The sequence below is a fragment of the Pseudomonas sp. TWR2-1-1 genome, assembly GCF_049897045.1.
GTDB classification, from domain to species: domain Bacteria; phylum Pseudomonadota; class Gammaproteobacteria; order Pseudomonadales; family Pseudomonadaceae; genus Aquipseudomonas; species Aquipseudomonas versuta.
In genome coordinates this window covers 99000-118010 of the sequence record NZ_JAFCVM010000007.1, presented here as the reverse complement: position 1 = coordinate 118010, position 19011 = coordinate 99000, and the positions used below count along the sequence as shown (strand labels likewise).

Here is a 19011-nt window from a genome sequence, read left to right as displayed (position 1 = left end):
ACTCAATCTTCCTCTGGCACGGTCCAGAAAACATTGACCCCGCCATCATCGCGATGGGCGATTGTGACGTTGTCGTTTTCGGAGATCTCTTCTAACAGGCGCTCCCAGAACTCCGGGTTGTCGCCCTCAAGTCGTTCAAGCAACGCCATTTTGTCTTTTTGCGCTTTTGGCGAGCTGATGATTTTTTGTATGCGCGTTCCGAAAATTTCGTAGGGGCTTGGAAGGGGTGGCGCTTTCACCGGTTTTTTAGCCATGATGCGATCCTTGGTTGCTGTATGTGCATACAGTATTTAACTGCATGAGATTTGGCAACTGTTTGGATGCGTTTGGCTGCGGATCGGACTGCGTTTTTTTGGTTTAGTGCGAGAAGGACAGAAAAATCAATTAAATAGACCACTCACCGGGGTGATTGAGTGTTTTAAACGCCGGGCACTGGGCAGTGCCCGGCATGGGGAGATCAATACTCCCAGAACATCCGCTGCAGTTCTTTACTGTCCTGGGTTTTGGTCAGGGCGACCATGGCCAGGATGCGGGCTTTTTGCGGGTTGAGGTCGTGGGCTACAACCCAGTCGTATTTGTCGTCAGGTTGTTCTGCGTTACGAAGTACGAAACCGCCGTTATTTACGTGGGAAGAACGGATGATTTGCACGCCATCTTTACGCAGAGCTTGCAGGGTAGGCACTACACGCGAGGACACGGAGCCGTTGCCTGTGCCAACGTGAATGATGGCTTTGGCGCCGGCTTGGGCAAATGCTTTGTAAGCGGTGTCGTCGACGTTGCCATACGAGTAGGCGATGCCTACGTTTGGCAGGGATTTGATGTCTTTGATGTCGAATTCGGAGTCCATGGTGTGACGCTTGGCAGGCAAGCGGAACCAGTAGGATTTGCCTTCAACCACCATGCCTAGCGGGCCCCAAGGGCTTTTGAACGCTTCGGTCTTGATGTTCATTGATTTGGTGACATCACGGCCCGACTGGATCTCGTCGTTCATGGTGACCAGCACACCCTTGCCGCGTGCTTCTTTGCTGCCGGCTACAGCAACGGCGTTGTACAGGTTAAGCATGCCATCAGCGGACATGGCGGTGCCCGGGCGCATGGAGCCGACTACGATGATTGGCTTGTCGGTTTTTTCGACCAGGTTGAGGAAGTAAGCCGTTTCTTCCAGGGTATCGGTGCCGTGAGTAATAACGATGCCATCGACATCTTTGCTGTCAGCCAGTTCGGCGACACGACGGCCCAGTTGCAGCAGGTTGTCGTTGGTAATGCTCTCGGAAGCGATTTGCAGGACCTGCTCGCCACGCACGTTTGCCAGTTGGCTCAGCTCGGGTACGCCGGCAATCAGTTGGTCGACGCCTACTTTGGCAGCGGTGTAGGTCGCGCTGTTGGCTGCGCTGGCACCCGCGCCGGCAATAGTGCCGCCGGTTGCCAGAATCACGACATTGGGTTTGCCGGCTTCTTGTGCCTGAACAACAGGCAGGGCCAGCAGAAGGGCCAAGGCGGCCGGAACAATAGTTTTCAACACAGCTGGTTTCATTATTTGCTCTCTTATTGGTGGGCGCGCTGATGTACCGACATCAAGCACCGCGCGTGCCGTCACTTGCGCACGGGCTGCCTACCAAAGCACTAACTGTGCCACTGTCGGGTCTGTTTTAAGACAGTTTAACCTGTTGATTAATAAGGATATTTTTATATAAAGGTTTTTTCTGTGACGGCGCGGGACGGTTTCCCGAACAACCAGCGGTTTTTTGTTCGGAGAGTCGACCGTTGGTCGAGCGGTTGGCGGCTGTTTTTCACGTTGACAAATGAGAAACAGCTTTTCATAGTGAGGCTCAAGCAAACGTTTGCGCGGTGCTTTCAAGTCGGCTCGATTGGGCTTGTACCATGACTTGCTGCCCATGTGTTTTGTCAGGCTTTCTCCGGGCTGGACGTTGCTCACAATAATCATAAGATCGGAGTTCCCCCCCATGAAGCTGCCCTTTGCTGGACGTCTTCTCGCTGTCGCCATGTTGGCCGCAGCCTCCTTGACCCTCTCTGTTGCTCACGCCGATACCGCTCAAAAGCCCAAAGTAGGGCTGGTGATGAAATCGTTGGCCAATGAGTTTTTTGTCACGATGCAGGACGGTGGCAAGGCGTATCAACAGGCCCACGCCGCGGATTTCGATCTGGTCTCCAACGGGATCAAGAATGAAACCGACACTGCCGGTCAAATTGACATTATCAATCAGATGATTATCGCCAAGGTCGATGCGCTGGTGATCGCTCCTGCTGACTCCAAGGCGCTGGTTTCGGCCATCAAGAAAGCCAGGGACCGCGGGATCGTAGTGGTCAATATCGATAACCAGCTGGACCCCGAGGTCTTGAAAAGCAAAGGTATCGACGTACCGTTTGTGGGCCCGAACAACAGAAAGGGCGCGCGTGAAGTTGGAGACTATCTGGCGAAGCAGCTCAAGCCAGGCGATGAAGTGGGCATCATTGAAGGTGTATCAACCACCACCAATGCCCAGATGCGCACCGCAGGCTTTAAGGACGCGATGGATGCAGCCGGCATGAAAATTGTGTCGACGCAATCGGGTGACTGGGAAATCGATGGTGGCAGCAAAAAAGCGGCAGCCATGCTCAGTGAATATCCGAACCTGAAGGCGCTGCTGGCGGGCAATGACAACATGGCCGTAGGTGCCGTATCGGCAATCCGTGCAGCAGGCAAGGCTGGCAAGGTTCAAGTCGTAGGCTATGACAATATTGATGCAATCAAACCGATGCTGGAGGACGGCCGCGTTCTTGCCACGGCCGATCAGGCGGCTGCCGAGCAGGCGGTTTATGGCATCCAGACCGCGCTCAAGCTGCTAAAGAAAGAGCCGGTTGAGAACCTCAAGGATGGCGTTATTGATACCCCGGTGCAGCTGGTAACCAAAAAATAGTCATATTCGCTGCCACAGGCACCTGCTCGGCTGAGCAGGTGCCCGGAGAAGTTTTATGTCGGCTTCCAATGCCAGCGTGGTCCTGTCCGTCAGCGGGATTGGCAAAACCTATACCCAACCCGTTTTGACGGACATTGATCTTGCGTTGTATCGCGGTGAAGTGCTGGCCCTGACGGGCGAAAATGGTGCCGGAAAAAGCACCCTGTCAAAAGTCATCGGTGGCCTGGAGTTACCGACCCTGGGGCAGATGCAATTCAATGGTCAGCCCTACGCCCCCGCCAGTCGTTCACAGGCTGAGCGCCAGGGGGTGCGTATGGTCATGCAGGAGCTCAACCTGCTGCCCACCCTGACCGTGGCCGAGAATCTGTTTCTGGATAATCTGCCCGGTCATCTTGGCTGGATCAATCGCAAGCAATTACGCAAGGCCGCCATTGAAGCAATGGCCCAGGTAGGTCTGGAGGCGATAGATCCCGACACATTGGTGGCAGACCTGGGTATAGGCCACCAGCAAATGGTGGAAATCGCCCGTAATCTTATCGGTGATTGCCATGTGCTGATCCTGGACGAGCCGACGGCCATGCTGACGGCGCGTGAAGTCGAGATGCTGTTCGTACAGATCGAGCGGCTTCAGGCCAGGGGCGTGGCAATTGTCTATATATCCCATCGGCTCGAAGAGCTGGCGCGGGTTGCGCAACGCATTGCCGTTTTGCGCGATGGCTGCCTGGTGTGTGTTGAGCCGATCGCCAATTACACCAGTGAGCAGTTGGTCCACCTGATGGTGGGACGTGAACTGGGTGATCCATTGGAGCTGGGCTCACGTGAACTGGGAGAGCCGGCGCTTAAAGTCACGGCGCTTACCCGCTCGGACAAGGTCCGGAACGTGTCCTTTGAAGTGCGCAAGGGCGAAATTTTCGGTATTTCAGGTCTGATCGGGGCAGGGCGTACCGAGCTTTTGCGTTTGATCTACGGGGCCGATTTGCCCGATAGCGGCACCGTGGCTGTGGGCTCTCCTTTGCAGGTGGCCAGTATCCGGTCGCCGGCCGATGCGGTTAAGCAAGGGATCGCCTTGATTACCGAGGACCGCAAAGGCGAAGGCCTGCTTTTGACCCAGTCGATCAGTGCCAACATCGGTCTGGGCAATATGCACCGGGTTTCCAGTCTGGGGGTGGTGAGCGGTGCGCAGGAAGCTGCGTTGGCACAGCGCCAGATAGACGCGATGGGGATCCGCAGTTCAGGGCCGGAACAAGTGGTGTCGCAACTTTCCGGAGGCAATCAGCAGAAGGTGGTCATCGGCCGGTGGCTGGAGCGCGACTGCGCAGTCTTGCTGTTTGATGAGCCCACCCGTGGCATCGATATTGGTGCCAAGTTTGATATCTACCGGTTGCTTGGTGAGTTGACCCGTCAGGGCAGGGCACTGGTTGTGGTGTCGAGCGATCTGCGGGAGTTGATGTTGATCTGTGATCGTATCGGCGTGTTGTCTGCCGGGCGCCTGATAGAAACGTTCGAGCGTAACAACTGGAGTCAGGAGCAGCTGCTGGCAGCCGCTTTTGCAGGTTATCAAACACGAGATGCGTTGCTCGCTGAAGCCGCGCCAAAGGAAGCCTCATGAAGTCCACCTCTGCAGTGCCAAAAAGCGCTCGCAACTATTTCGGCACGGGCACTTATCTGGGGCTGGCCGGTGCGTTGCTGGCCATGATTGTGCTGTTTTCGAGCCTCAGCGATCACTTCTTTTCCTACGACACGTTAAGCACTCTGGCCAATCAGATTCCGGACTTGATGGTGCTGTCGGTGGGGATGACGTTTGTATTGATTATTGGCGGAATCGACCTGTCGGTAGGGTCGGTGCTCGCATTGGCGGCTTCAGCGGTCAGTGTGGCAATTCTGGGCTGGGGCTGGGGGATCTTTCCTGCGGCCCTGCTGGGAATGGCATGCGCTGCGCTGGCAGGTACGATCACGGGGTCGATCAGCGTCGCCTGGCGGATTCCTTCCTTTATTGTTTCTCTGGGTGTGCTGGAGATGGCTCGGGGCGCGGCCTATCAGATGACGGGTTCTCGTACAGCCTATATCGGTGATGCGTTTGCCTGGCTGTCCAATCCGATTGCATTCGGCATTTCACCCTCTTTCATTATTGCGCTGCTGATCATTTTTATTGCTCAGGCCGTTCTGACACGGACCGTGTTTGGCCGTTACCTGATCGGGATCGGTACGAACGAGGAAGCCGTTCGCCTTTCCGGTATCAATCCCAAGCCCTACAAGATTTTAGTGTTCAGCCTGATGGGTTTGTTGGCGGGCGTGGCTGCGCTGTTTCAGATATCCCGTCTGGAGGCTGCAGACCCCAATGCCGGTTCGGGTCTTGAGTTGCAGGTGATTGCTGCGGTGGTTATCGGCGGTACGAGTTTGATGGGCGGACGCGGGTCGGTCATCAGTACTTTTTTCGGGGTGCTGATTATTTCGGTACTGGCCGCGGGGCTGGCTCAAATCGGTGCAACCGAGCCGACAAAGCGTATTATCACCGGTGCTGTCATAGTGATGGCAGTAGTCCTGGATACTTACCGCAGTCAACGCGCACGGCGACGGAATTGAACAATGGCAACCATTAAAGATGTCGCAGCAATGGCCGGCATTTCTTACACCACGGTGTCGCATGTCCTGAATAAAACGCGCCCGGTAAGTGAGCCGGTGCGCTTGAAAGTTGAGGAGGCCATTGCGCGTCTCGACTATGTGCCAAGCGCTGTCGCACGCTCCTTGAAGGCCAAGACCACCGCGACTATCGGCCTGCTGGTTGCCAATAGCCTGAACCCGTACTTCGCCGAGTTGGCGCGGGGTATCGAGGATTACTGCGAGCGCAACAATTACTGCGTGATCCTGTGCAACGGTGACGACGATCCTGACAAGCAGCGCAACTATCTGCGGGTGCTGCTTGAGAAGCGCGTGGATGGTCTGGTTGTGGCTTCGGCCGGAGGCGATCTTGGCCTGGCGAGCGGGCTGGTCGGTGTGCGAACGCCCATGGTCATTGTCGATCGGAACCTCGAAGGTATCGACGCAGACCTGGTACGAATCGATCACGAACTGGGTGCGTATCTGGCCACCCGGCATTTGCTTGATTTGGGGCACAGGGCTATCGCCTGTATTGGTGGCCCTGCAATCACCCGCGTTGCACAGCTGCGCACTGCAGGCTACCTGCGAGCCCTGGCTGAGGCCGGTGTCACAGCGTCCGCACCCTGGATGATCGAGAGTGATTTCAGCAGTGTCGGGGGTTATCAGGCGGCAGTCAGCTTGCTGGAAAACAACCGGCCTTCGGCTATTTTTGCGTGCAACGACATGATGGGGATCGGTGTTTTGCGGGCGGCTGCAGAGCGCAATATCCGGGTGCCGGATCAGTTGTCTGTGATTGGTTTTGATGATGTGCAAATGAGCCGTTATGTCTATCCGGCGCTGACGACAGTCGGGCAGTCGATTTTGCAGCTGGGTGAAATGGCCGCGCAGTTATTGTTGCGCCGTATTGCATCGCCTGAACGGGCGGTGGAGCAGCGAATTGTGACACCAAGCATCGTGCTGCGAGAGTCGACGGCAGCCTATGTTGGGGCGCCGGTGCAATCCTTGCGAAAATCCCATGGGTGAGTCTCGATAACATGCAAGCAAACGTAGTGGTGGTTGGCAGTCTCAACATGGATCTGGTCACCCGCGCAGAGCGCCTGCCGCGCCCGGGAGAAACAGTATTCGGACAGTCTTTCGGTACGGTTCATGGTGGCAAGGGGGCGAACCAGGCTGTGGCAGCGTCGCGCCTGGGAGCACAGGTGGCGATGATCGGGTGCGTAGGCAGTGATGCGTATGGCGTGCAACTGCGTGAAGGGCTGGAGGCCGAGAACATCGATTGTCAGGCCGTTCGTACTGTCACGCAGGGGGTGAGCGGTGTTGCGCTGATCGTCGTTGATGCCAACAGTCAGAACACCATTGTGGTAGTGCCGGGCACCAATGGATGCCTTGCCTCTCAAGACATCATGGCGTTTGACGGCATGCTGCAAGAAACGAAGGTCATCATTTGCCAGCTTGAGGTGCCAATGGAGACGGTCGGCCACACCCTCAAGCGCGGGCGTGAGCTGGATAAAATTGTCATTCTCAACCCGGCCCCCGCCAGTGGACCGTTACCGGTGCAGTGGTATGCCTCGGTGGATTACTTGATCCCCAATGAAAGTGAAGCGGGGGCTCTGACTGGCGTTACAGTCGATTCGCTTGCGTCTGCAGAACTGGCTGCACGCAGCCTCCTGGCGCTCGGAGCGGGCAAAATTATTGTGACGCTGGGCGCGCAGGGCGCGTTGCTTGTCAGTGCGCAGCGCGTCATGCACTTTGCTGCACCCCAGGTTGAGGCGGTCGATGCAACGGCGGCCGGCGATACATTTGTCGGAGCTTTCTCGGCTGCACTGGCCGCGGGAAAAGGGGAGGACGATGCGATTCGTTTTGCCCAGATAGCGGCAGCATTATCAGTGACCTGCGCGGGCGCGCAGCCCTCTATACCTCGGCTGCAGGATGTAAAGGACTTTGCCTTGTCATGAAAAAAACACCTTTGCTCAACATCGCGCTTTCGCGACTTATTGCTTCGCTGGGGCATGGTGACATCGTGGTTATTGCCGATGCCGGTTTGCCTGTGCCCAATGGCGTGGAGCTGATTGATCTGGCGCTGACCCAAGGCGTGCCTGATGTTTGCAGTACGCTGAGCACCGTGCTCAGTGAGATGCAGGTGCAAAGTCATGTTCTGGCGCACGAGCTGCTGCAAATGCCTTGCCCGGCATTGTCATGCATCGATATGCACAACACTCGGGGAGATCTGGGGAGCAGGAGTTTGCTCGATCACAATGCGTTCAAGGCGCTATGCCTGCGGGCAAAAGTGATTGTGAGAACGGGAGAATGCCGTCCCTACTGCAACATCGCTCTGATCGCCGGAGTTACTTTTTAATACGTCATACAGGGAATAACTCATGTCGCGTTTTATGCGGATTTTTCATCACCTGATCAGGAGTGTCGTGTTTTTGTCTGTTCTCAGTATTTCAAGTGTCCATGCTGCCGAAAAAATCGATCTGATCATCGACACTGACCCCGGTGCTGATGACGTCGTTGCTTTGCTGCTGGCGCTTGCGTCGCCAGAGCAGCTCAATGTCTTGGGGATTACCACCGTGGCGGGTAATGTCCGTCTGGACAAGACCTCGCGTAATGCCCGCCTTGCACGGGAGTGGGCAGGCCGCGAAGACGTCCCCGTGTACGCCGGGGCACCCAAGCCTCTGGTGCGCACGCCCATCTATGCCGAGAATATTCATGGTCAGGAAGGTGTAACGGGTGTCCCGGTACATGAACCTGCCAAAGGGCTCGAGCAGGCCAATGCGGTTAACTATCTTATCGATACATTGCGTGCGGCGAAGCCAGGCAGTGTGACAATTGCCATGCTCGGACCACAAACCAACCTGGCGCTGGCGCTGATTCAGGCGCCTGATATCACCAAGGGTATCAAGGAGGTCGTGGTCATGGGCGGTGCTCATTTCAACGGCGGCAACATTACCCCTGTGGCCGAATTCAACCTCTACGCCGATCCGCATGCGGCAGATGTGGTTTTGAAAAGTGGCGTCAAGCTGGTTTATGTCCCGCTTGATGTGACACACAAGATCCTGACCAGTGACCAGCGTTTGAAACAGATTGCCTCACTTGGCAATCAGGCCGGCAAGCTGGTTGGCGATATTTTGAATGAGTATGTGAAGAACGATATGGCGCACTACGGATTGCCGGGTGGTCCTGTACACGATGCCAGTGTTATCGCCTACCTGCTCAAGCCAGAACTGTTCTCCGGGCGCGAGGTTAATCTGGTAGTGGATACCCGCGAAGGGCCTACCTTTGGCCAAACCATTGCAGACTGGTACGACACGCTAAAGCAGCCGAAAAATGCGTTTTGGGTTGAGAATGGCGATGCCCAAGGATTTTTTGACTTGCTGACCGCACGACTGGGGCGGCTGCAGTGATATGAGTCTGCGCCACCTTATGTCAGTTTCGAAAACGCCGTGTCCTTGTACTTTTCGAATATTTGGCTGACAAAGGCTCTGGCTGACTCGGTGCCAAGCTCTTTGACTAACAGGTCGATACCGATGATTGCCAGCTCCTCCGGGCTTCCAGGGCTGTAGGAGCACTGACCTTGAGGCCATTTGGCTTTGATGTCTGCATCGATGGTGACTGTAGTCATGAGTATCTCAAGAGGGGTGTTAAAAACGCGATTTTAGCAAAAAGACCTCCTGATGCTATCAGGAGCTCAAAGTTAATCATGTTACGGGTCTTTTGGGGCTTCAACTTTCGCATGAGGCCCGTGTGCATGCCACACTTGAATTTTTGAGGTCGGGGCCTTCACATGCACATTGATTTAAACAACCCGGATGGGCTGACGCTTGCAGCAGTCAGCCAGCTACTGGCCTCGGCCAGTGATGATGCACATACTCAGTTACGCGTCACGAAGGCAGGTATTGCCTATATCTCTTCTGGTGTTGTGGGTGGTGCCGATATCGAAGGGCTGCTGTTCAGGCTTGAGACTTGGGCTGCCGGCTCCGGGTATGTCGGTAATATTGCCGCAAGCGATGAGGTCTGGGTCATGCAGATTCGTAATGCGCTGAAGGACAATTGGCCGTGCCCTCCTTTCGATTACATTGATGTTTATTAGCGGCTTACACATTCCGTCACGATTAGATGTGCGCGTTTATGATGTGCTCGGGCAATATCTTGTGCCCTGCGGTTAATCAATTTTTGCCGTAAGACTCTGTGCAACCTATTTGCGAAAAAGCTGTCGCAAAGGTTTCGACTATTTATCTTAAGGAGGCTTCATGTCTTGGAAGCTAGCGTCATTGGTTTCGTTGTTGGCGGTTGTAGCGCTGTCAGGTTGTAGTACGCCGAACGCTGCAAAAGAGCCAGTGGCTGAGGCAGGTCACAGTCGTTGCGATGCTAAAGCAGCCAGCTTTGTGATTGGCCAAAAGGCGTCGCCAGAGCTGTTGGAACAGGCCCGCATCAAGGCAGGGGCACAGAATGCACGCATCCTGGCGCCACATGACATCATGACGCTGGAGTACCGTTCGGATCGTTTGAATCTTAATGCGGATGACAACGCCATCATTACCCGAGTTAACTGCGGTTAAGATCATTTAGCGTTGTTGCAGGCATAAAAAACCCCGTCACATGGACGGGGTTTTTTTGTTCGAAGGAGATTTACTCCGGACGAACCTGTGCAGCTTGCATACCCTTTTGGCCTTTCTCAGCCACGAAGGAAACAGTCTGGCCTTCTTTCAGGCTTTTGAAACCGTCGCTTTCGATAGCTTTGAAGTGTACGAACAGGTCGTCACCGCCACCTTGAGGAGTGATGAAGCCGAAGCCTTTTTCATCGTTGAACCATTTTACGGTGCCGGTTTGGCGATTAGACATGGTGTATCTCCAAGAAACTTATATTTTCAGTAGTACTGTGCTGCTCAGGCCAACTGGGCACACCGAGCTATCATAGTCGAAATGTGCGGTTTGGGAGCCCCCCTGAGCTGCAGTTTGCATCATTGTTAGCATTTGTCTGGCGCTTGAAGTGCCTTAAGTCCCCGTTTTATGGGGGTTTAGCGGCTAAAGCGCCTTCGAAAAAAAGCAGTAAAGGATGCATATTTTTTAGCAAAAAGACGTTTCAAGGTCTTTTTTGCTTGGCTCAAGGCTTAAATCAGCCCCCGAAAGATGCTTTATTTTGTTGCCCTGCAGGCCTGGATGGCATCCAGGGCCTTGGTCCGCAGCTCTACGCTCGGCATTTTTGTCTTGCTCATCAACTCTTTGATCTCGGCAGTCGAAAATTTCTCGGAAATTTTATCTGCACCGCATGCGCAATGTTGCTGGGCGGTTTTCTGATCGACACTTTGGCTGGCGGCTGCAGTGCAATCCTTCATATAGGCTTCTTTGGCGCCTGCAGGCCAACTTTCGGCCTGGGCGCTCAAGGGCAAGAGCATTGCCAGAGGTGCTGCTAGGGCAAGCAGGTGAGTCAAGCGCATGTGATTCTCCTTATAGACTTTAAATCTGAATTTGTTGCACTGAGTATCTGAGGGGATAGTGGAGCTCAAGTTCACCATTTTGCAAAAACCGCCTCATTGCTTCGAGTGAGCACCGGCGGGAGGGCGGCGTCCATTCTTCTGTGCTAGCATGCCGCCCTTGGCGTTTTTATGCTATTGCGTGCTCCCGAGCCGCTAAGCAGAGCCATTAACCCTTTTATTTGAACTCCAGTCACTCTGGTTCGGTTTAGTGTTGGCCGCAAGGCTCCTGCCACTGTGAGGCAGGTATACCTCCGAATCGCGTACTGGCTCATCCCAACCCACGTGACCTTTGGTAGGGGTCACCACTAGGAGAGGAGGCGCCATGCCAACTATTACTCTTCCCGACGGCAGTCAACGTACATTTGATCATCCGGTATCTGTAGCTGAAGTAGCCGCTTCAATTGGCGCAGGTCTGGCCAAGGCCACCGTAGCCGGTAAGGTCGACGGCAAGCTGGTTGATGCCTGCGATTTGATCGAACATGACGCCACCTTGCAAATCATCACTCCCAAGGATGAAGAGGGGCTGGAGATTATTCGCCACTCTTGCGCCCACCTGGTGGGGCATGCAGTCAAGCAGTTGTATCCAACAGCCAGAATGGTAATTGGACCTGTTATTGACGAAGGCTTTTATTACGATATCGCCTATGAGCGTCCGTTTACTCCGGATGACATGGCGGCTATTGAAAAGCGCATGCAGCAATTGATCGAAAAAGACTACGACGTCATCAAGAAAGTGACACCGCGTGCTGAGGTCATCGAGCTTTTTGCCCAGCGTGGTGAAGATTACAAGCTGCGTCTGATTGAAGACATGCCGAACGAACAAGCCATGGGTCTGTATTTCCATGAGGAGTACGTTGACATGTGCCGTGGGCCTCACGTGCCGAATACGCGCTTCTTGAAGTCGTTCAAGCTGACCAAGCTGTCCGGTGCCTACTGGCGCGGCGATGCTAAAAACGAGCAGCTGCAGCGAATTTATGGTACGGCGTGGGCTGACAAGAAGCAGCTCGCTGCCTATGTCCTTCGCATTGAAGAAGCGGAAAAGCGCGATCACCGTAAAATCGGTAAGCGCCTGGGGTTGTTTCACACTCAGGAAGAAGCGCCGGGAATGGTGTTCTGGCATCCGAACGGTTGGACGCTTTACCAGGTACTCGAACAGTACATGCGTAAAATACAGCGCGAAAATGGCTATCTGGAGATTAAAACTCCTCAGGTGGTTGATCGCAGCTTGTGGGAAAAGTCTGGGCATTGGGCTAACTACGCTGAAAACATGTTCACCACTGAATCGGAAAACCGCGATTACGCGATCAAGCCGATGAACTGTCCTTGTCACGTGCAGGTCTTCAATCAGGGGCTGAAAAGCTACCGTGAATTGCCAATGCGTCTGGCCGAGTTCGGTGCGTGCCACCGTAATGAGCCGTCGGGCGCATTGCATGGCATCATGCGTGTTCGTGCGTTTACCCAGGATGATGCACATATTTTCTGCACTGAAGAACAGATGCAGGCCGAGTCTGCAGCGTTCATCAAGCTGACACTCGATGTGTATGCAGACTTTGGTTTCAAGGATATTGAGCTTAAGTTGTCGACTCGTCCTGAAAAGCGTGTTGGCTCTGATGAGTTGTGGGATCGCGCTGAAAGCGCTTTGGCCGCAGCCCTTGATAGTGCTGGTCTGGCGTATGATTTGCAGCCGGGCGAAGGTGCCTTCTACGGTCCCAAGATCGAATTTTCTCTGAAAGATTGTCTGGGTCGTGTCTGGCAATGTGGTACCTTACAGCTCGATTTCAACCTGCCGATCCGTCTTGGCGCAGAATATGTGTCCGAAGACAACAGCCGTAAGCATCCCGTTATGCTGCACCGCGCGATCCTTGGATCGTTCGAACGTTTCGTCGGTATTTTGATTGAGCATTACGAAGGTGCCTTCCCTGCGTGGCTTGCGCCAACCCAGGCAGTGATCCTGAATATCACTGATAAACAGGCAGATTTTGCCCTTGAAGTTGAAAAAACTCTCAATCAGAGCGGATTTCGTGCCAAGTCTGACTTGAGAAATGAAAAGATCGGCTTTAAAATCCGCGAGCATACTTTGCTCAAGGTTCCTTATCTCTTGGTTATCGGAGATAGAGAAGTCGAGATGCAGACTGTCGCTGTGCGTACACGTGAAGGTGCTGACCTGGGCTCGATGCCCGTCGCGCAATTCGCTGAATTCCTCGCACAAGCGGTTTCCCGGCGTGGTCGCCATGATTCGGAGTAATTATTATTAAGCGTGAAATGAGACAAGATAAACGAGCTGCACCGAAGGCCCCGATCAACGAGAATATCTCGGCACGCGAGGTTCGGTTAATTGGGGCTGAAGGCGAGCAGCTTGGGATTGTGTCAATTGAAGACGCGCTTCTTAAAGCTGAAGAGGCCAAACTGGATTTGGTGGAAATTTCCGCTGATGCAGTACCCCCAGTTTGTAAGCTGATGGACTACGGCAAATCTATCTTCGAGAAGAAGAAACAGGTTGCCGCTGCAAAGAAAAACCAGAAACAGATCCAGGTTAAAGAAATCAAGTTTCGTCCAGGGACGGAGGAAGGGGATTACCAGGTAAAACTGCGCAACCTGGTACGTTTCCTGAGTGATGGGGACAGGGCCAAGGTGTCGTTAAGATTCCGTGGTCGTGAGATGGCCCACCAGGAGTTGGGTATGGAACTGTTGAAGCGGGTTGAAGGTGACCTGCTTGAATACGGGACCGTCGAACAGCATCCTAAGATGGAAGGACGCCAGCTGATTATGGTCATCGCCCCGAAAAAGAAGAAGTAATCACTAGGGCACGGCAGGCCTTTTGATTATGTTTATCAACTGAATGCGGAGTACCGAACATGCCAAAGATGAAAACTAAGAGTGGTGCTGCTAAGCGGTTTCTGAAAACTGCTAACGGCATCAAGCACAAGCACGCTTTCAAGAGCCACATCCTGACCAAAATGTCGACTAAGCGTAAGCGTCAATTGCGCGGTAGCAGCTTGCTGCATCCGTCTGACGTGGCAAAAGTGAAGCGCATGCTGCGCCTTTGCTAATTTCGGTCAAGAATAGAGGAAGTAACTCATGGCTCGTGTAAAGCGTGGCGTTGTCGCCCGTAAACGTCACAAAAAAATTCTGAAACTGGCTAAAGGCTACTACGGCGCACGCTCACGCGTATTCCGTGTTGCCAAGCAAGCGGTAATCAAGGCAGGCCAATACGCCTACCGTGACCGTCGTCAGAAAAAACGTCAGTTCCGCGCTCTGTGGATCGCTCGTATCAACGCTGGTGCTCGTATCAACGGTCTGTCCTACAGCCGTTTCATCGCCGGCCTGAAAAAAGCTTCCATTGAGATCGACCGTAAGGTTCTGTCTGATCTGGCAGTGAACGAAAAAGCGGCGTTTGCTGCGATTGTCGAGAAAGCTAAAGCCACCTTGGCTTAAGTACCCCCGACAGTTACCAGAGCTTACCTGTGTGAGCTCTGGTGCTAAACGTCTTAAATAGGGGAAGAGCCTTCAAGCTCTTCCCCTATTTTGTATCTGGAGTCTGTACATGGAAAACCTGGATGCGCTGGTCTCTCAAGCACTAGAGGCTGTGCAAAGCGCTGAAGATATCAATGCCCTGGAGCAAATCCGGGTTCAATACCTTGGTAAAAAAGGTGAATTGACTCAGGTGATGAAGACCCTGGGGAATTTGCCGGCTGAAGAGCGTCCGCAGGTCGGTGCTCTGATCAACGTTGCCAAGGAGCGTGTCACAGAGGTTCTCAATACTCGCAAGGCACTGTTTGAAGAGGCCGAACTGGCCGCCAAACTGTCTGCCGAGTCAATTGATGTGACCCTGCCTGGCCGTGGCCAGACCTCAGGCGGTCTGCATCCGGTTACACGGACTCTGGAGCGTATCGAGCAGTTCTTCACCCACATTGGCTACGGCATTGCCGAAGGTCCAGAGGTCGAAGACGACTATCACAATTTCGAGGCGCTCAACATCCCTGGCCATCACCCGGCCCGTTCGATGCATGACACCTTCTATTTCAATGCGAACATGCTGTTGCGCACCCATACCTCTCCGGTACAGGTCCGCACCATGGAATCGCAGCAGCCGCCGATCCGCATTGTCTGTCCAGGACGTGTATACCGTAGCGACTCCGATATCACCCATTCGCCGATGTTCCACCAGGTAGAAGGCCTGTTGGTCGATCGCGATATCAACTTCGCGGACCTTAAAGGAACTATTGAAGAGTTCCTGCGGGTGTTCTTCGAAAAAGAACTTGCCGTGCGTTTCCGTCCGTCGTACTTCCCGTTTACTGAGCCATCCGCTGAAGTGGATATGGAATGTGTGATGTGCAGCGGTAAAGGCTGTCGCGTCTGCAAACAGACAGGCTGGCTGGAAGTCATGGGCTGCGGCATGGTTCATCCGAACGTGCTGCGTATGTCCGGGATTGACCCGGAAGAGTTCTCGGGCTTTGCCTTCGGCATGGGCGTTGAGCGTCTGGCCATGCTGCGTTACGGCGTGAACGACTTACGTCTGTTCTTCGACAACGACTTGCGGTTCCTCGCGCAATTTCGCTAGTCGTAACGAATTCTTAGGAGAGCAGGATGAAATTCAGTGAACAATGGCTGCGTGGTTGGGTAAACCCGCAGGTAGGTCGCGATGAGCTGGTTGCTCGTCTGTCGATGGCCGGTCTTGAGGTCGATAGCGTTACCCCGGCCGCCGGTGTATTCAGTGGCGTTGTAGTTGGTGAAGTGCTCAGCACAGAGCAGCACCCGGATGCCGATAAGCTGCGTGTTTGCCAGGTCAGCAATGGTACAGAGACTTTTCAGGTAGTTTGCGGTGCGCCCAATGTGCGCCCGGGCCTGAAGATCCCGTTCGCCATGATCGGGGCAGAGCTGCCCGGCGATTTCAAAATCAAAAAAGCCAAGCTGCGTGGCGTTGAGTCCAACGGCATGCTCTGCTCGCAAGCAGAGCTGCAAGTGGGCGAAGGCAATGATGGCTTGATGGAACTGCCGGCAGATGCGCCGGTAGGCGAAGACATTCGCGTATATCTGGACCTCGAAGATGCCAGCATTGAGGTCGACCTTACCCCTAACCGTGGTGACTGCCTGTCTCTGGCTGGCTTGGCTCGTGAAGTAGGGGCATTGTATGCGGCCCCGGTCGCACGTCCATCAGTGGCGACTGTCCCTGCAGTGCACGACGAAGTACGTCCGGTTGAAGTGCTTGCACCTGCAGCTTGCCCGCGCTACTTGGGGCGTGTCATCCGCAATGTTGACCTGTCAAAGCCAACGCCACTGTGGATGGTTGAGCGTCTGCGGCGCGCGGATGTGCGCAGCATTGATGCGGCAGTCGACATCACTAACTACGTGATGCTTGAGCTGGGTCAACCGTTGCACGCTTTTGATCTCGCCGAGATCAATGGTGGTATCCGTGTGCGTATGGCTGAAGAAGGCGAGAAGCTGGTATTGCTGGATGGGCAGGAAGTTACTTTGCGTAGCGATACGCTTGTGATTGCTGACCATACCCGTGCGCTGGCCATTGCCGGTGTGATGGGGGGGGAGCACAGTGGCGTTTCTGCTTCGACCCGTGATGTGTTCCTCGAAAGTGCTTTCTTCGACCAAATTGCAGTGGCCGGCAAGGCCCGCTCTTATGGCCTGCACACTGATGCTTCGCATCGTTATGAGCGTGGTGTGGACTGGAAGCTGGCCCGTGAAGCCATGGAGCGTGCTACAGGCCTGCTGCTGGAAATCACTGGCGGCGAAGCCGGTCCGGTTATTGAGACGGTCAACGAGCAGTATCTGCCTTCGATCGCACCGATCACCTTGCGTGCTGCGCGTATCAGCCAGATGCTGGGCATGGAAATGGACTCAGCTGAAATCGAGCGTCTGCTCAGCGCGTTGGGTCTGGCCATATCAGCTGACGGTGCCGGGCAGTGGCGTGTAGAAGTACCTAGTCATCGTTTCGATATCAGCCTTGAAGTTGATTTGATCGAAGAGTTGGCTCGTCTTTACGGCTATAACCGTTTGCCAGTCCGCTATCCGCAAGCCCGCTTGGCTCCTCAGGCCAAGGCTGAAGCACGCAGTGATCTGCCGGAATTGCGTCGATTGCTGGTAGCTCGCGGCTACCAGGAAGCTATTACTTATAGCTTTATTGATCCGAAACAGTTCGAGCTGTTCAGCCCGGGCGTCGAGCCTCTGTTGTTGGCTAACCCCATTTCGAACGATATGGCCGCGATGCGTGCTTCCTTGTGGCCAGGTCTGGTCAAGTCGTTGCAGCACAACTTGAATCGTCAGCAAGATCGCGTCCGCTTGTTTGAAAGTGGCCTGCGTTTTGTCGGTCAGTTGGAAGGTCTAAAGCAAGAACCAATGCTAGCGGGTGTGGTTTGTGGCAGTCGTCTTCCAGAGGGTTGGGCACAAGGGCGCGACGTCGTTGACTTCTTTGATGTCAAAGCTGATGTAGAAGCCGTGCTAGGTTTCGCTGGTGCTCTGGACTCCTTCACCTTTGTGCCAGGGAAACACCCTGCGTTGCACCCGGGTCAAACTGCACGTATTGAACGTGATGGTCGCGAAGTCGGCTATGTCGGCGCGATCCATCCTGAACTGTCAAAAAATCTTGGCCTTGATCGTCCAGTATTTGTTTTTGAGCTGGTTCTTGCAGAAGTCGCATTGGGAAAAATGCCTAAATTCCAGGAGTTGTCGCGCTTTCCTGAAGTGCGTCGTGACCTGGCGCTGTTGGCTGATCGTGATGTCGCAGCCAGTGCGGTACTGGAAGTAATACGTGAAAATGCAGGCGAATGGCTCACAGACCTAAGGTTATTTGACGTTTACCAGGGTAAAGGCATTGATCCGCATAGAAAAAGCCTTGCAGTTGGCTTGACCTGGCAGCATCCATCGCGCACTCTTAATGACGATGAGGTGAATACCACGACACAAAACATCCTCACCTCGCTCGAAAAAAGGTTGAACGCCACGTTAAGGAAGTGACGTATGGGGGCTCTGACGAAAGCTGAAATGGCGGAACGTCTTTATGAAGAGCTGGGCCTGAATAAACGTGAAGCCAAAGAATTGGTCGAGCTGTTTTTCGAAGAAATCAGGCACGCTCTTGAAGACAATGAACAAGTCAAATTATCCGGTTTCGGCAATTTTGATTTGCGTGACAAGCGACAGCGGCCTGGCCGCAATCCGAAAACGGGAGAGGAAATCCCGATCACGGCTCGCCGTGTGGTCACCTTTCGTCCAGGGCAGAAGTTGAAGGCCCGAGTAGAGGCTTATGCTGGAACCAAGTCATAACGACGAGCTCCCGCCGATTCCGGGCAAACGCTACTTCGCCATTGGCGAAGTCAGCGAGCTCTGTGCGGTAAAACCGCACGTGCTTCGTTATTGGGAGCAAGAGTTTCCTCAGCTCAATCCCGTAAAACGTCGCGGAAACCGCCGGTATTATCAGCGCCAGGATGTGCTGATGATCCGGCAAATTCGTGCATTGCTTTACGATCAAGGTTTCACGATCGGCGGAGCGCGCTTGCGTCTTTCCGGCGATGAAGCCAAAGATGACACCACGCAATACAAACAATTGATCCGCCAGACGATCTCCGAGCTGGAGGATGTTTTGCTGGTACTTCGTAAATAACTCTGGCTTTAAAATACTTTCGTATTTCAAAAGGTTAAGGTATATTTCTCGACGTTCCATCAAGTTGTAACGCCTAGTCGGGGCGTAGCGCAGTCCGGTAGCGCACTAGCATGGGGTGCTAGGGGTCGAGTGTTCGAATCACTCCGTCCCGACCATATTATTCAATGACTTAGCCACCTTCTCGGTGGCTTTTTCATTTCTACCCTAGTGACTTTTCGAGTGACCTTGGGCTTTACTGTGAGCCCTGCAGGTGCCCCCGATTTTCTTCCTGCATTTCCTCCAGCACTTCAGCTCACTGCCTTTACCAGCGCATGTACAAACATCGCTTGGGGCGAGTGAGCGTTGGCTGCTTATCCAGGCCACGAAGTCATACTTTGTAGCCTTTTTGCTTATGCATTCTCCCGTG

The 19011-nt window shown here is 54.1% G+C and carries 22 protein-coding genes and 1 tRNA gene; 18 read left to right on the top strand and 5 right to left on the bottom strand.

Annotated features, from left to right (window positions below):
* Window positions 1–2: 2 nt before the first annotated feature.
* Both ACP7BO_RS18080 and ACP7BO_RS18075 read right to left on the bottom strand, forming a co-directional pair.
* Window positions 3–254 (bottom strand): DUF1654 domain-containing protein, encoded by a 252-nt coding sequence (locus ACP7BO_RS18080; protein WP_060693556.1) that lies wholly within the window; start codon window positions 252–254, stop codon window positions 3–5.
* A gap of 203 nt (window positions 255–457) precedes the next feature.
* Window positions 458–1534 carry an asparaginase gene (locus tag ACP7BO_RS18075; RefSeq protein WP_060693554.1) on the bottom strand — a complete coding sequence of 359 codons (1077 nt, stop codon included), beginning with the start codon at window positions 1532–1534 and terminating at the stop codon, window positions 458–460.
* 430 nt (window positions 1535–1964) lie between these two features.
* On the opposite strand from ACP7BO_RS18075, the gene ACP7BO_RS18070 reads away from it, so the two are divergent.
* The 7 genes from ACP7BO_RS18070 to ACP7BO_RS18040 are packed head-to-tail and all read left to right on the top strand — an operon-like array spanning window position 1965 to window position 8923.
* Window positions 1965–2918: a sugar ABC transporter substrate-binding protein gene (locus tag ACP7BO_RS18070; RefSeq protein ID WP_426212086.1), complete on the top strand. Its 954-nt coding sequence runs from the start codon at window positions 1965–1967 to the stop codon at window positions 2916–2918.
* A 55-nt stretch (window positions 2919–2973) separates the two neighbouring features.
* A complete protein-coding gene (locus ACP7BO_RS18065; RefSeq protein WP_397454214.1) occupies window positions 2974–4527 on the top strand; it encodes a sugar ABC transporter ATP-binding protein in 1554 nt (517 codons plus the stop codon).
* On the top strand, window positions 4524–5501 hold the full coding sequence (locus ACP7BO_RS18060; RefSeq protein ID WP_060693548.1) for an ABC transporter permease: 978 nt from the start codon (window positions 4524–4526) through the stop codon (window positions 5499–5501). The genes ACP7BO_RS18065 and ACP7BO_RS18060 overlap by 4 nt, the downstream gene beginning before the upstream one ends.
* Window positions 5502–5504: 3 nt before the next feature.
* Complete coding sequence (locus ACP7BO_RS18055) at window positions 5505–6539, top strand: LacI family DNA-binding transcriptional regulator (protein WP_060693547.1); 1035 nt, start codon at window positions 5505–5507, stop codon at window positions 6537–6539.
* An 11-nt stretch (window positions 6540–6550) separates the two neighbouring features.
* Entirely contained in the window at window positions 6551–7471 is a 921-nt protein-coding gene (gene rbsK / locus ACP7BO_RS18050; RefSeq protein WP_426211874.1) for a ribokinase, read from the top strand.
* Window positions 7468–7872 carry a D-ribose pyranase gene (gene rbsD / locus ACP7BO_RS18045; RefSeq protein WP_397454212.1) on the top strand — a complete coding sequence of 135 codons (405 nt, stop codon included), beginning with the start codon at window positions 7468–7470 and terminating at the stop codon, window positions 7870–7872. The genes rbsK and rbsD overlap by 4 nt, the downstream gene beginning before the upstream one ends.
* A gap of 22 nt (window positions 7873–7894) precedes the next feature.
* Window positions 7895–8923, top strand: a complete 1029-nt coding sequence (locus tag ACP7BO_RS18040; RefSeq protein ID WP_397454211.1) for a nucleoside hydrolase — start codon at window positions 7895–7897, stop codon at window positions 8921–8923.
* A gap of 17 nt (window positions 8924–8940) precedes the next feature.
* Here the strand turns inward: ACP7BO_RS18040 and ACP7BO_RS18035 are convergent, their stop codons facing one another.
* Entirely contained in the window at window positions 8941–9141 is a 201-nt protein-coding gene (locus ACP7BO_RS18035) for a hypothetical protein (protein ID WP_060693539.1), read from the bottom strand.
* 162 nt (window positions 9142–9303) lie between these two features.
* Here ACP7BO_RS18035 and ACP7BO_RS18030 point away from each other — a divergent pair, with 162 nt between their 5' ends.
* On the top strand, window positions 9304–9609 hold the full coding sequence (locus ACP7BO_RS18030; protein ID WP_397454210.1) for a hypothetical protein: 306 nt from the start codon (window positions 9304–9306) through the stop codon (window positions 9607–9609).
* A 160-nt stretch (window positions 9610–9769) separates the two neighbouring features.
* Window positions 9770–10078, top strand: a complete 309-nt coding sequence (locus ACP7BO_RS18025; protein WP_397454209.1) for an I78 family peptidase inhibitor — start codon at window positions 9770–9772, stop codon at window positions 10076–10078.
* A 70-nt stretch (window positions 10079–10148) separates the two neighbouring features.
* Here ACP7BO_RS18025 and ACP7BO_RS18020 read toward each other — a convergent pair whose 3' ends face one another.
* Both ACP7BO_RS18020 and ACP7BO_RS18015 read right to left on the bottom strand, forming a co-directional pair.
* Window positions 10149–10361, bottom strand: coding sequence for a cold-shock protein (locus tag ACP7BO_RS18020; protein ID WP_003179963.1), 213 nt, complete (start codon window positions 10359–10361; stop codon window positions 10149–10151).
* Between the two features lie 293 nt (window positions 10362–10654).
* Window positions 10655–10957 carry a hypothetical protein gene (locus tag ACP7BO_RS18015; RefSeq protein ID WP_426212084.1) on the bottom strand — a complete coding sequence of 101 codons (303 nt, stop codon included), beginning with the start codon at window positions 10955–10957 and terminating at the stop codon, window positions 10655–10657.
* 361 nt (window positions 10958–11318) lie between these two features.
* On the opposite strand from ACP7BO_RS18015, the gene thrS reads away from it, so the two are divergent.
* The 9 genes from thrS to ACP7BO_RS17970 all read left to right on the top strand — a co-directional run bounded on the left by thrS (window position 11319) and on the right by ACP7BO_RS17970 (window position 18760).
* Window positions 11319–13241 carry a threonine--tRNA ligase gene (gene thrS / locus ACP7BO_RS18010; RefSeq protein WP_060693531.1) on the top strand — a complete coding sequence of 641 codons (1923 nt, stop codon included), beginning with the start codon at window positions 11319–11321 and terminating at the stop codon, window positions 13239–13241.
* The gene (gene infC, locus ACP7BO_RS18005; protein ID WP_171970586.1) at window positions 13241–13792 is read left to right on the top strand and encodes a translation initiation factor IF-3; all 552 of its coding nucleotides are present in this window, start codon (window positions 13241–13243) and stop codon (window positions 13790–13792) included. Before thrS ends, infC begins: the two co-directional genes overlap by 1 nt.
* 59 nt (window positions 13793–13851) lie before the next feature.
* Window positions 13852–14046 carry a 50S ribosomal protein L35 gene (gene rpmI / locus ACP7BO_RS18000; RefSeq protein WP_003442181.1) on the top strand — a complete coding sequence of 65 codons (195 nt, stop codon included), beginning with the start codon at window positions 13852–13854 and terminating at the stop codon, window positions 14044–14046.
* Between the two features lie 28 nt (window positions 14047–14074).
* On the top strand, window positions 14075–14431 hold the full coding sequence (gene rplT, locus ACP7BO_RS17995; protein WP_003442184.1) for a 50S ribosomal protein L20: 357 nt from the start codon (window positions 14075–14077) through the stop codon (window positions 14429–14431).
* 109 nt (window positions 14432–14540) lie between these two features.
* Window positions 14541–15557 (top strand): phenylalanine--tRNA ligase subunit alpha, encoded by a 1017-nt coding sequence (pheS, locus tag ACP7BO_RS17990; RefSeq protein WP_048369332.1) that lies wholly within the window; start codon window positions 14541–14543, stop codon window positions 15555–15557.
* 26 nt (window positions 15558–15583) lie between these two features.
* The gene (pheT, locus tag ACP7BO_RS17985) at window positions 15584–17962 is read left to right on the top strand and encodes a phenylalanine--tRNA ligase subunit beta (protein WP_397454206.1); all 2379 of its coding nucleotides are present in this window, start codon (window positions 15584–15586) and stop codon (window positions 17960–17962) included.
* A 3-nt stretch (window positions 17963–17965) separates the two neighbouring features.
* The gene (ihfA, locus tag ACP7BO_RS17980) at window positions 17966–18268 is read left to right on the top strand and encodes an integration host factor subunit alpha (RefSeq protein WP_002553164.1); all 303 of its coding nucleotides are present in this window, start codon (window positions 17966–17968) and stop codon (window positions 18266–18268) included.
* A complete protein-coding gene (locus tag ACP7BO_RS17975) occupies window positions 18249–18605 on the top strand; it encodes a MerR family transcriptional regulator (RefSeq protein ID WP_019829202.1) in 357 nt (118 codons plus the stop codon). The genes ihfA and ACP7BO_RS17975 overlap by 20 nt, the downstream gene beginning before the upstream one ends.
* A gap of 78 nt (window positions 18606–18683) precedes the next feature.
* Window positions 18684–18760 (top strand) — tRNA-Pro (locus tag ACP7BO_RS17970).
* The last annotated feature ends 251 nt before the right edge of the window (window positions 18761–19011 follow it).

Bases quoted from the DNA above. Each gene is read 5' to 3' on its own strand.
- rplT (WP_003442184.1), top strand. From the start codon at position 14,075: ATGGCTCGTGTAAAGCGTGGCGTTGTCGCCCGTAAACGTCACAAAAAA.
- ACP7BO_RS18035 (WP_060693539.1), bottom strand. From the start codon at position 9,141: ATGACTACAGTCACCATCGATGCAGACATCAAAGCCAAATGGCCTCAA.
- ACP7BO_RS18025 (WP_397454209.1), top strand. From the start codon at position 9,770: ATGTCTTGGAAGCTAGCGTCATTGGTTTCGTTGTTGGCGGTTGTAGCG.
- ACP7BO_RS18040 (WP_397454211.1), top strand. From the start codon at position 7,895: ATGTCGCGTTTTATGCGGATTTTTCATCACCTGATCAGGAGTGTCGTG.
- ACP7BO_RS18075 (WP_060693554.1), bottom strand. From the start codon at position 1,534: ATGAAACCAGCTGTGTTGAAAACTATTGTTCCGGCCGCCTTGGCCCTT.
- rbsK (WP_426211874.1), top strand. From the start codon at position 6,551: ATGCAAGCAAACGTAGTGGTGGTTGGCAGTCTCAACATGGATCTGGTC.
- ACP7BO_RS17975 (WP_019829202.1), top strand. From the start codon at position 18,249: ATGCTGGAACCAAGTCATAACGACGAGCTCCCGCCGATTCCGGGCAAA.
- ACP7BO_RS18070 (WP_426212086.1), top strand. From the start codon at position 1,965: ATGAAGCTGCCCTTTGCTGGACGTCTTCTCGCTGTCGCCATGTTGGCC.
- ACP7BO_RS18030 (WP_397454210.1), top strand. From the start codon at position 9,304: ATGCACATTGATTTAAACAACCCGGATGGGCTGACGCTTGCAGCAGTC.
- ihfA (WP_002553164.1), top strand. From the start codon at position 17,966: ATGGGGGCTCTGACGAAAGCTGAAATGGCGGAACGTCTTTATGAAGAG.
- thrS (WP_060693531.1), top strand. From the start codon at position 11,319: ATGCCAACTATTACTCTTCCCGACGGCAGTCAACGTACATTTGATCAT.
- pheS (WP_048369332.1), top strand. From the start codon at position 14,541: ATGGAAAACCTGGATGCGCTGGTCTCTCAAGCACTAGAGGCTGTGCAA.
- ACP7BO_RS18080 (WP_060693556.1), bottom strand. From the start codon at position 254: ATGGCTAAAAAACCGGTGAAAGCGCCACCCCTTCCAAGCCCCTACGAA.
- ACP7BO_RS18020 (WP_003179963.1), bottom strand. From the start codon at position 10,361: ATGTCTAATCGCCAAACCGGCACCGTAAAATGGTTCAACGATGAAAAA.
- rbsD (WP_397454212.1), top strand. From the start codon at position 7,468: ATGAAAAAAACACCTTTGCTCAACATCGCGCTTTCGCGACTTATTGCT.
- ACP7BO_RS18015 (WP_426212084.1), bottom strand. From the start codon at position 10,957: ATGCGCTTGACTCACCTGCTTGCCCTAGCAGCACCTCTGGCAATGCTC.
- ACP7BO_RS18060 (WP_060693548.1), top strand. From the start codon at position 4,524: ATGAAGTCCACCTCTGCAGTGCCAAAAAGCGCTCGCAACTATTTCGGC.
- rpmI (WP_003442181.1), top strand. From the start codon at position 13,852: ATGCCAAAGATGAAAACTAAGAGTGGTGCTGCTAAGCGGTTTCTGAAA.
- pheT (WP_397454206.1), top strand. From the start codon at position 15,584: ATGAAATTCAGTGAACAATGGCTGCGTGGTTGGGTAAACCCGCAGGTA.
- ACP7BO_RS18065 (WP_397454214.1), top strand. From the start codon at position 2,974: ATGTCGGCTTCCAATGCCAGCGTGGTCCTGTCCGTCAGCGGGATTGGC.
- ACP7BO_RS18055 (WP_060693547.1), top strand. From the start codon at position 5,505: ATGGCAACCATTAAAGATGTCGCAGCAATGGCCGGCATTTCTTACACC.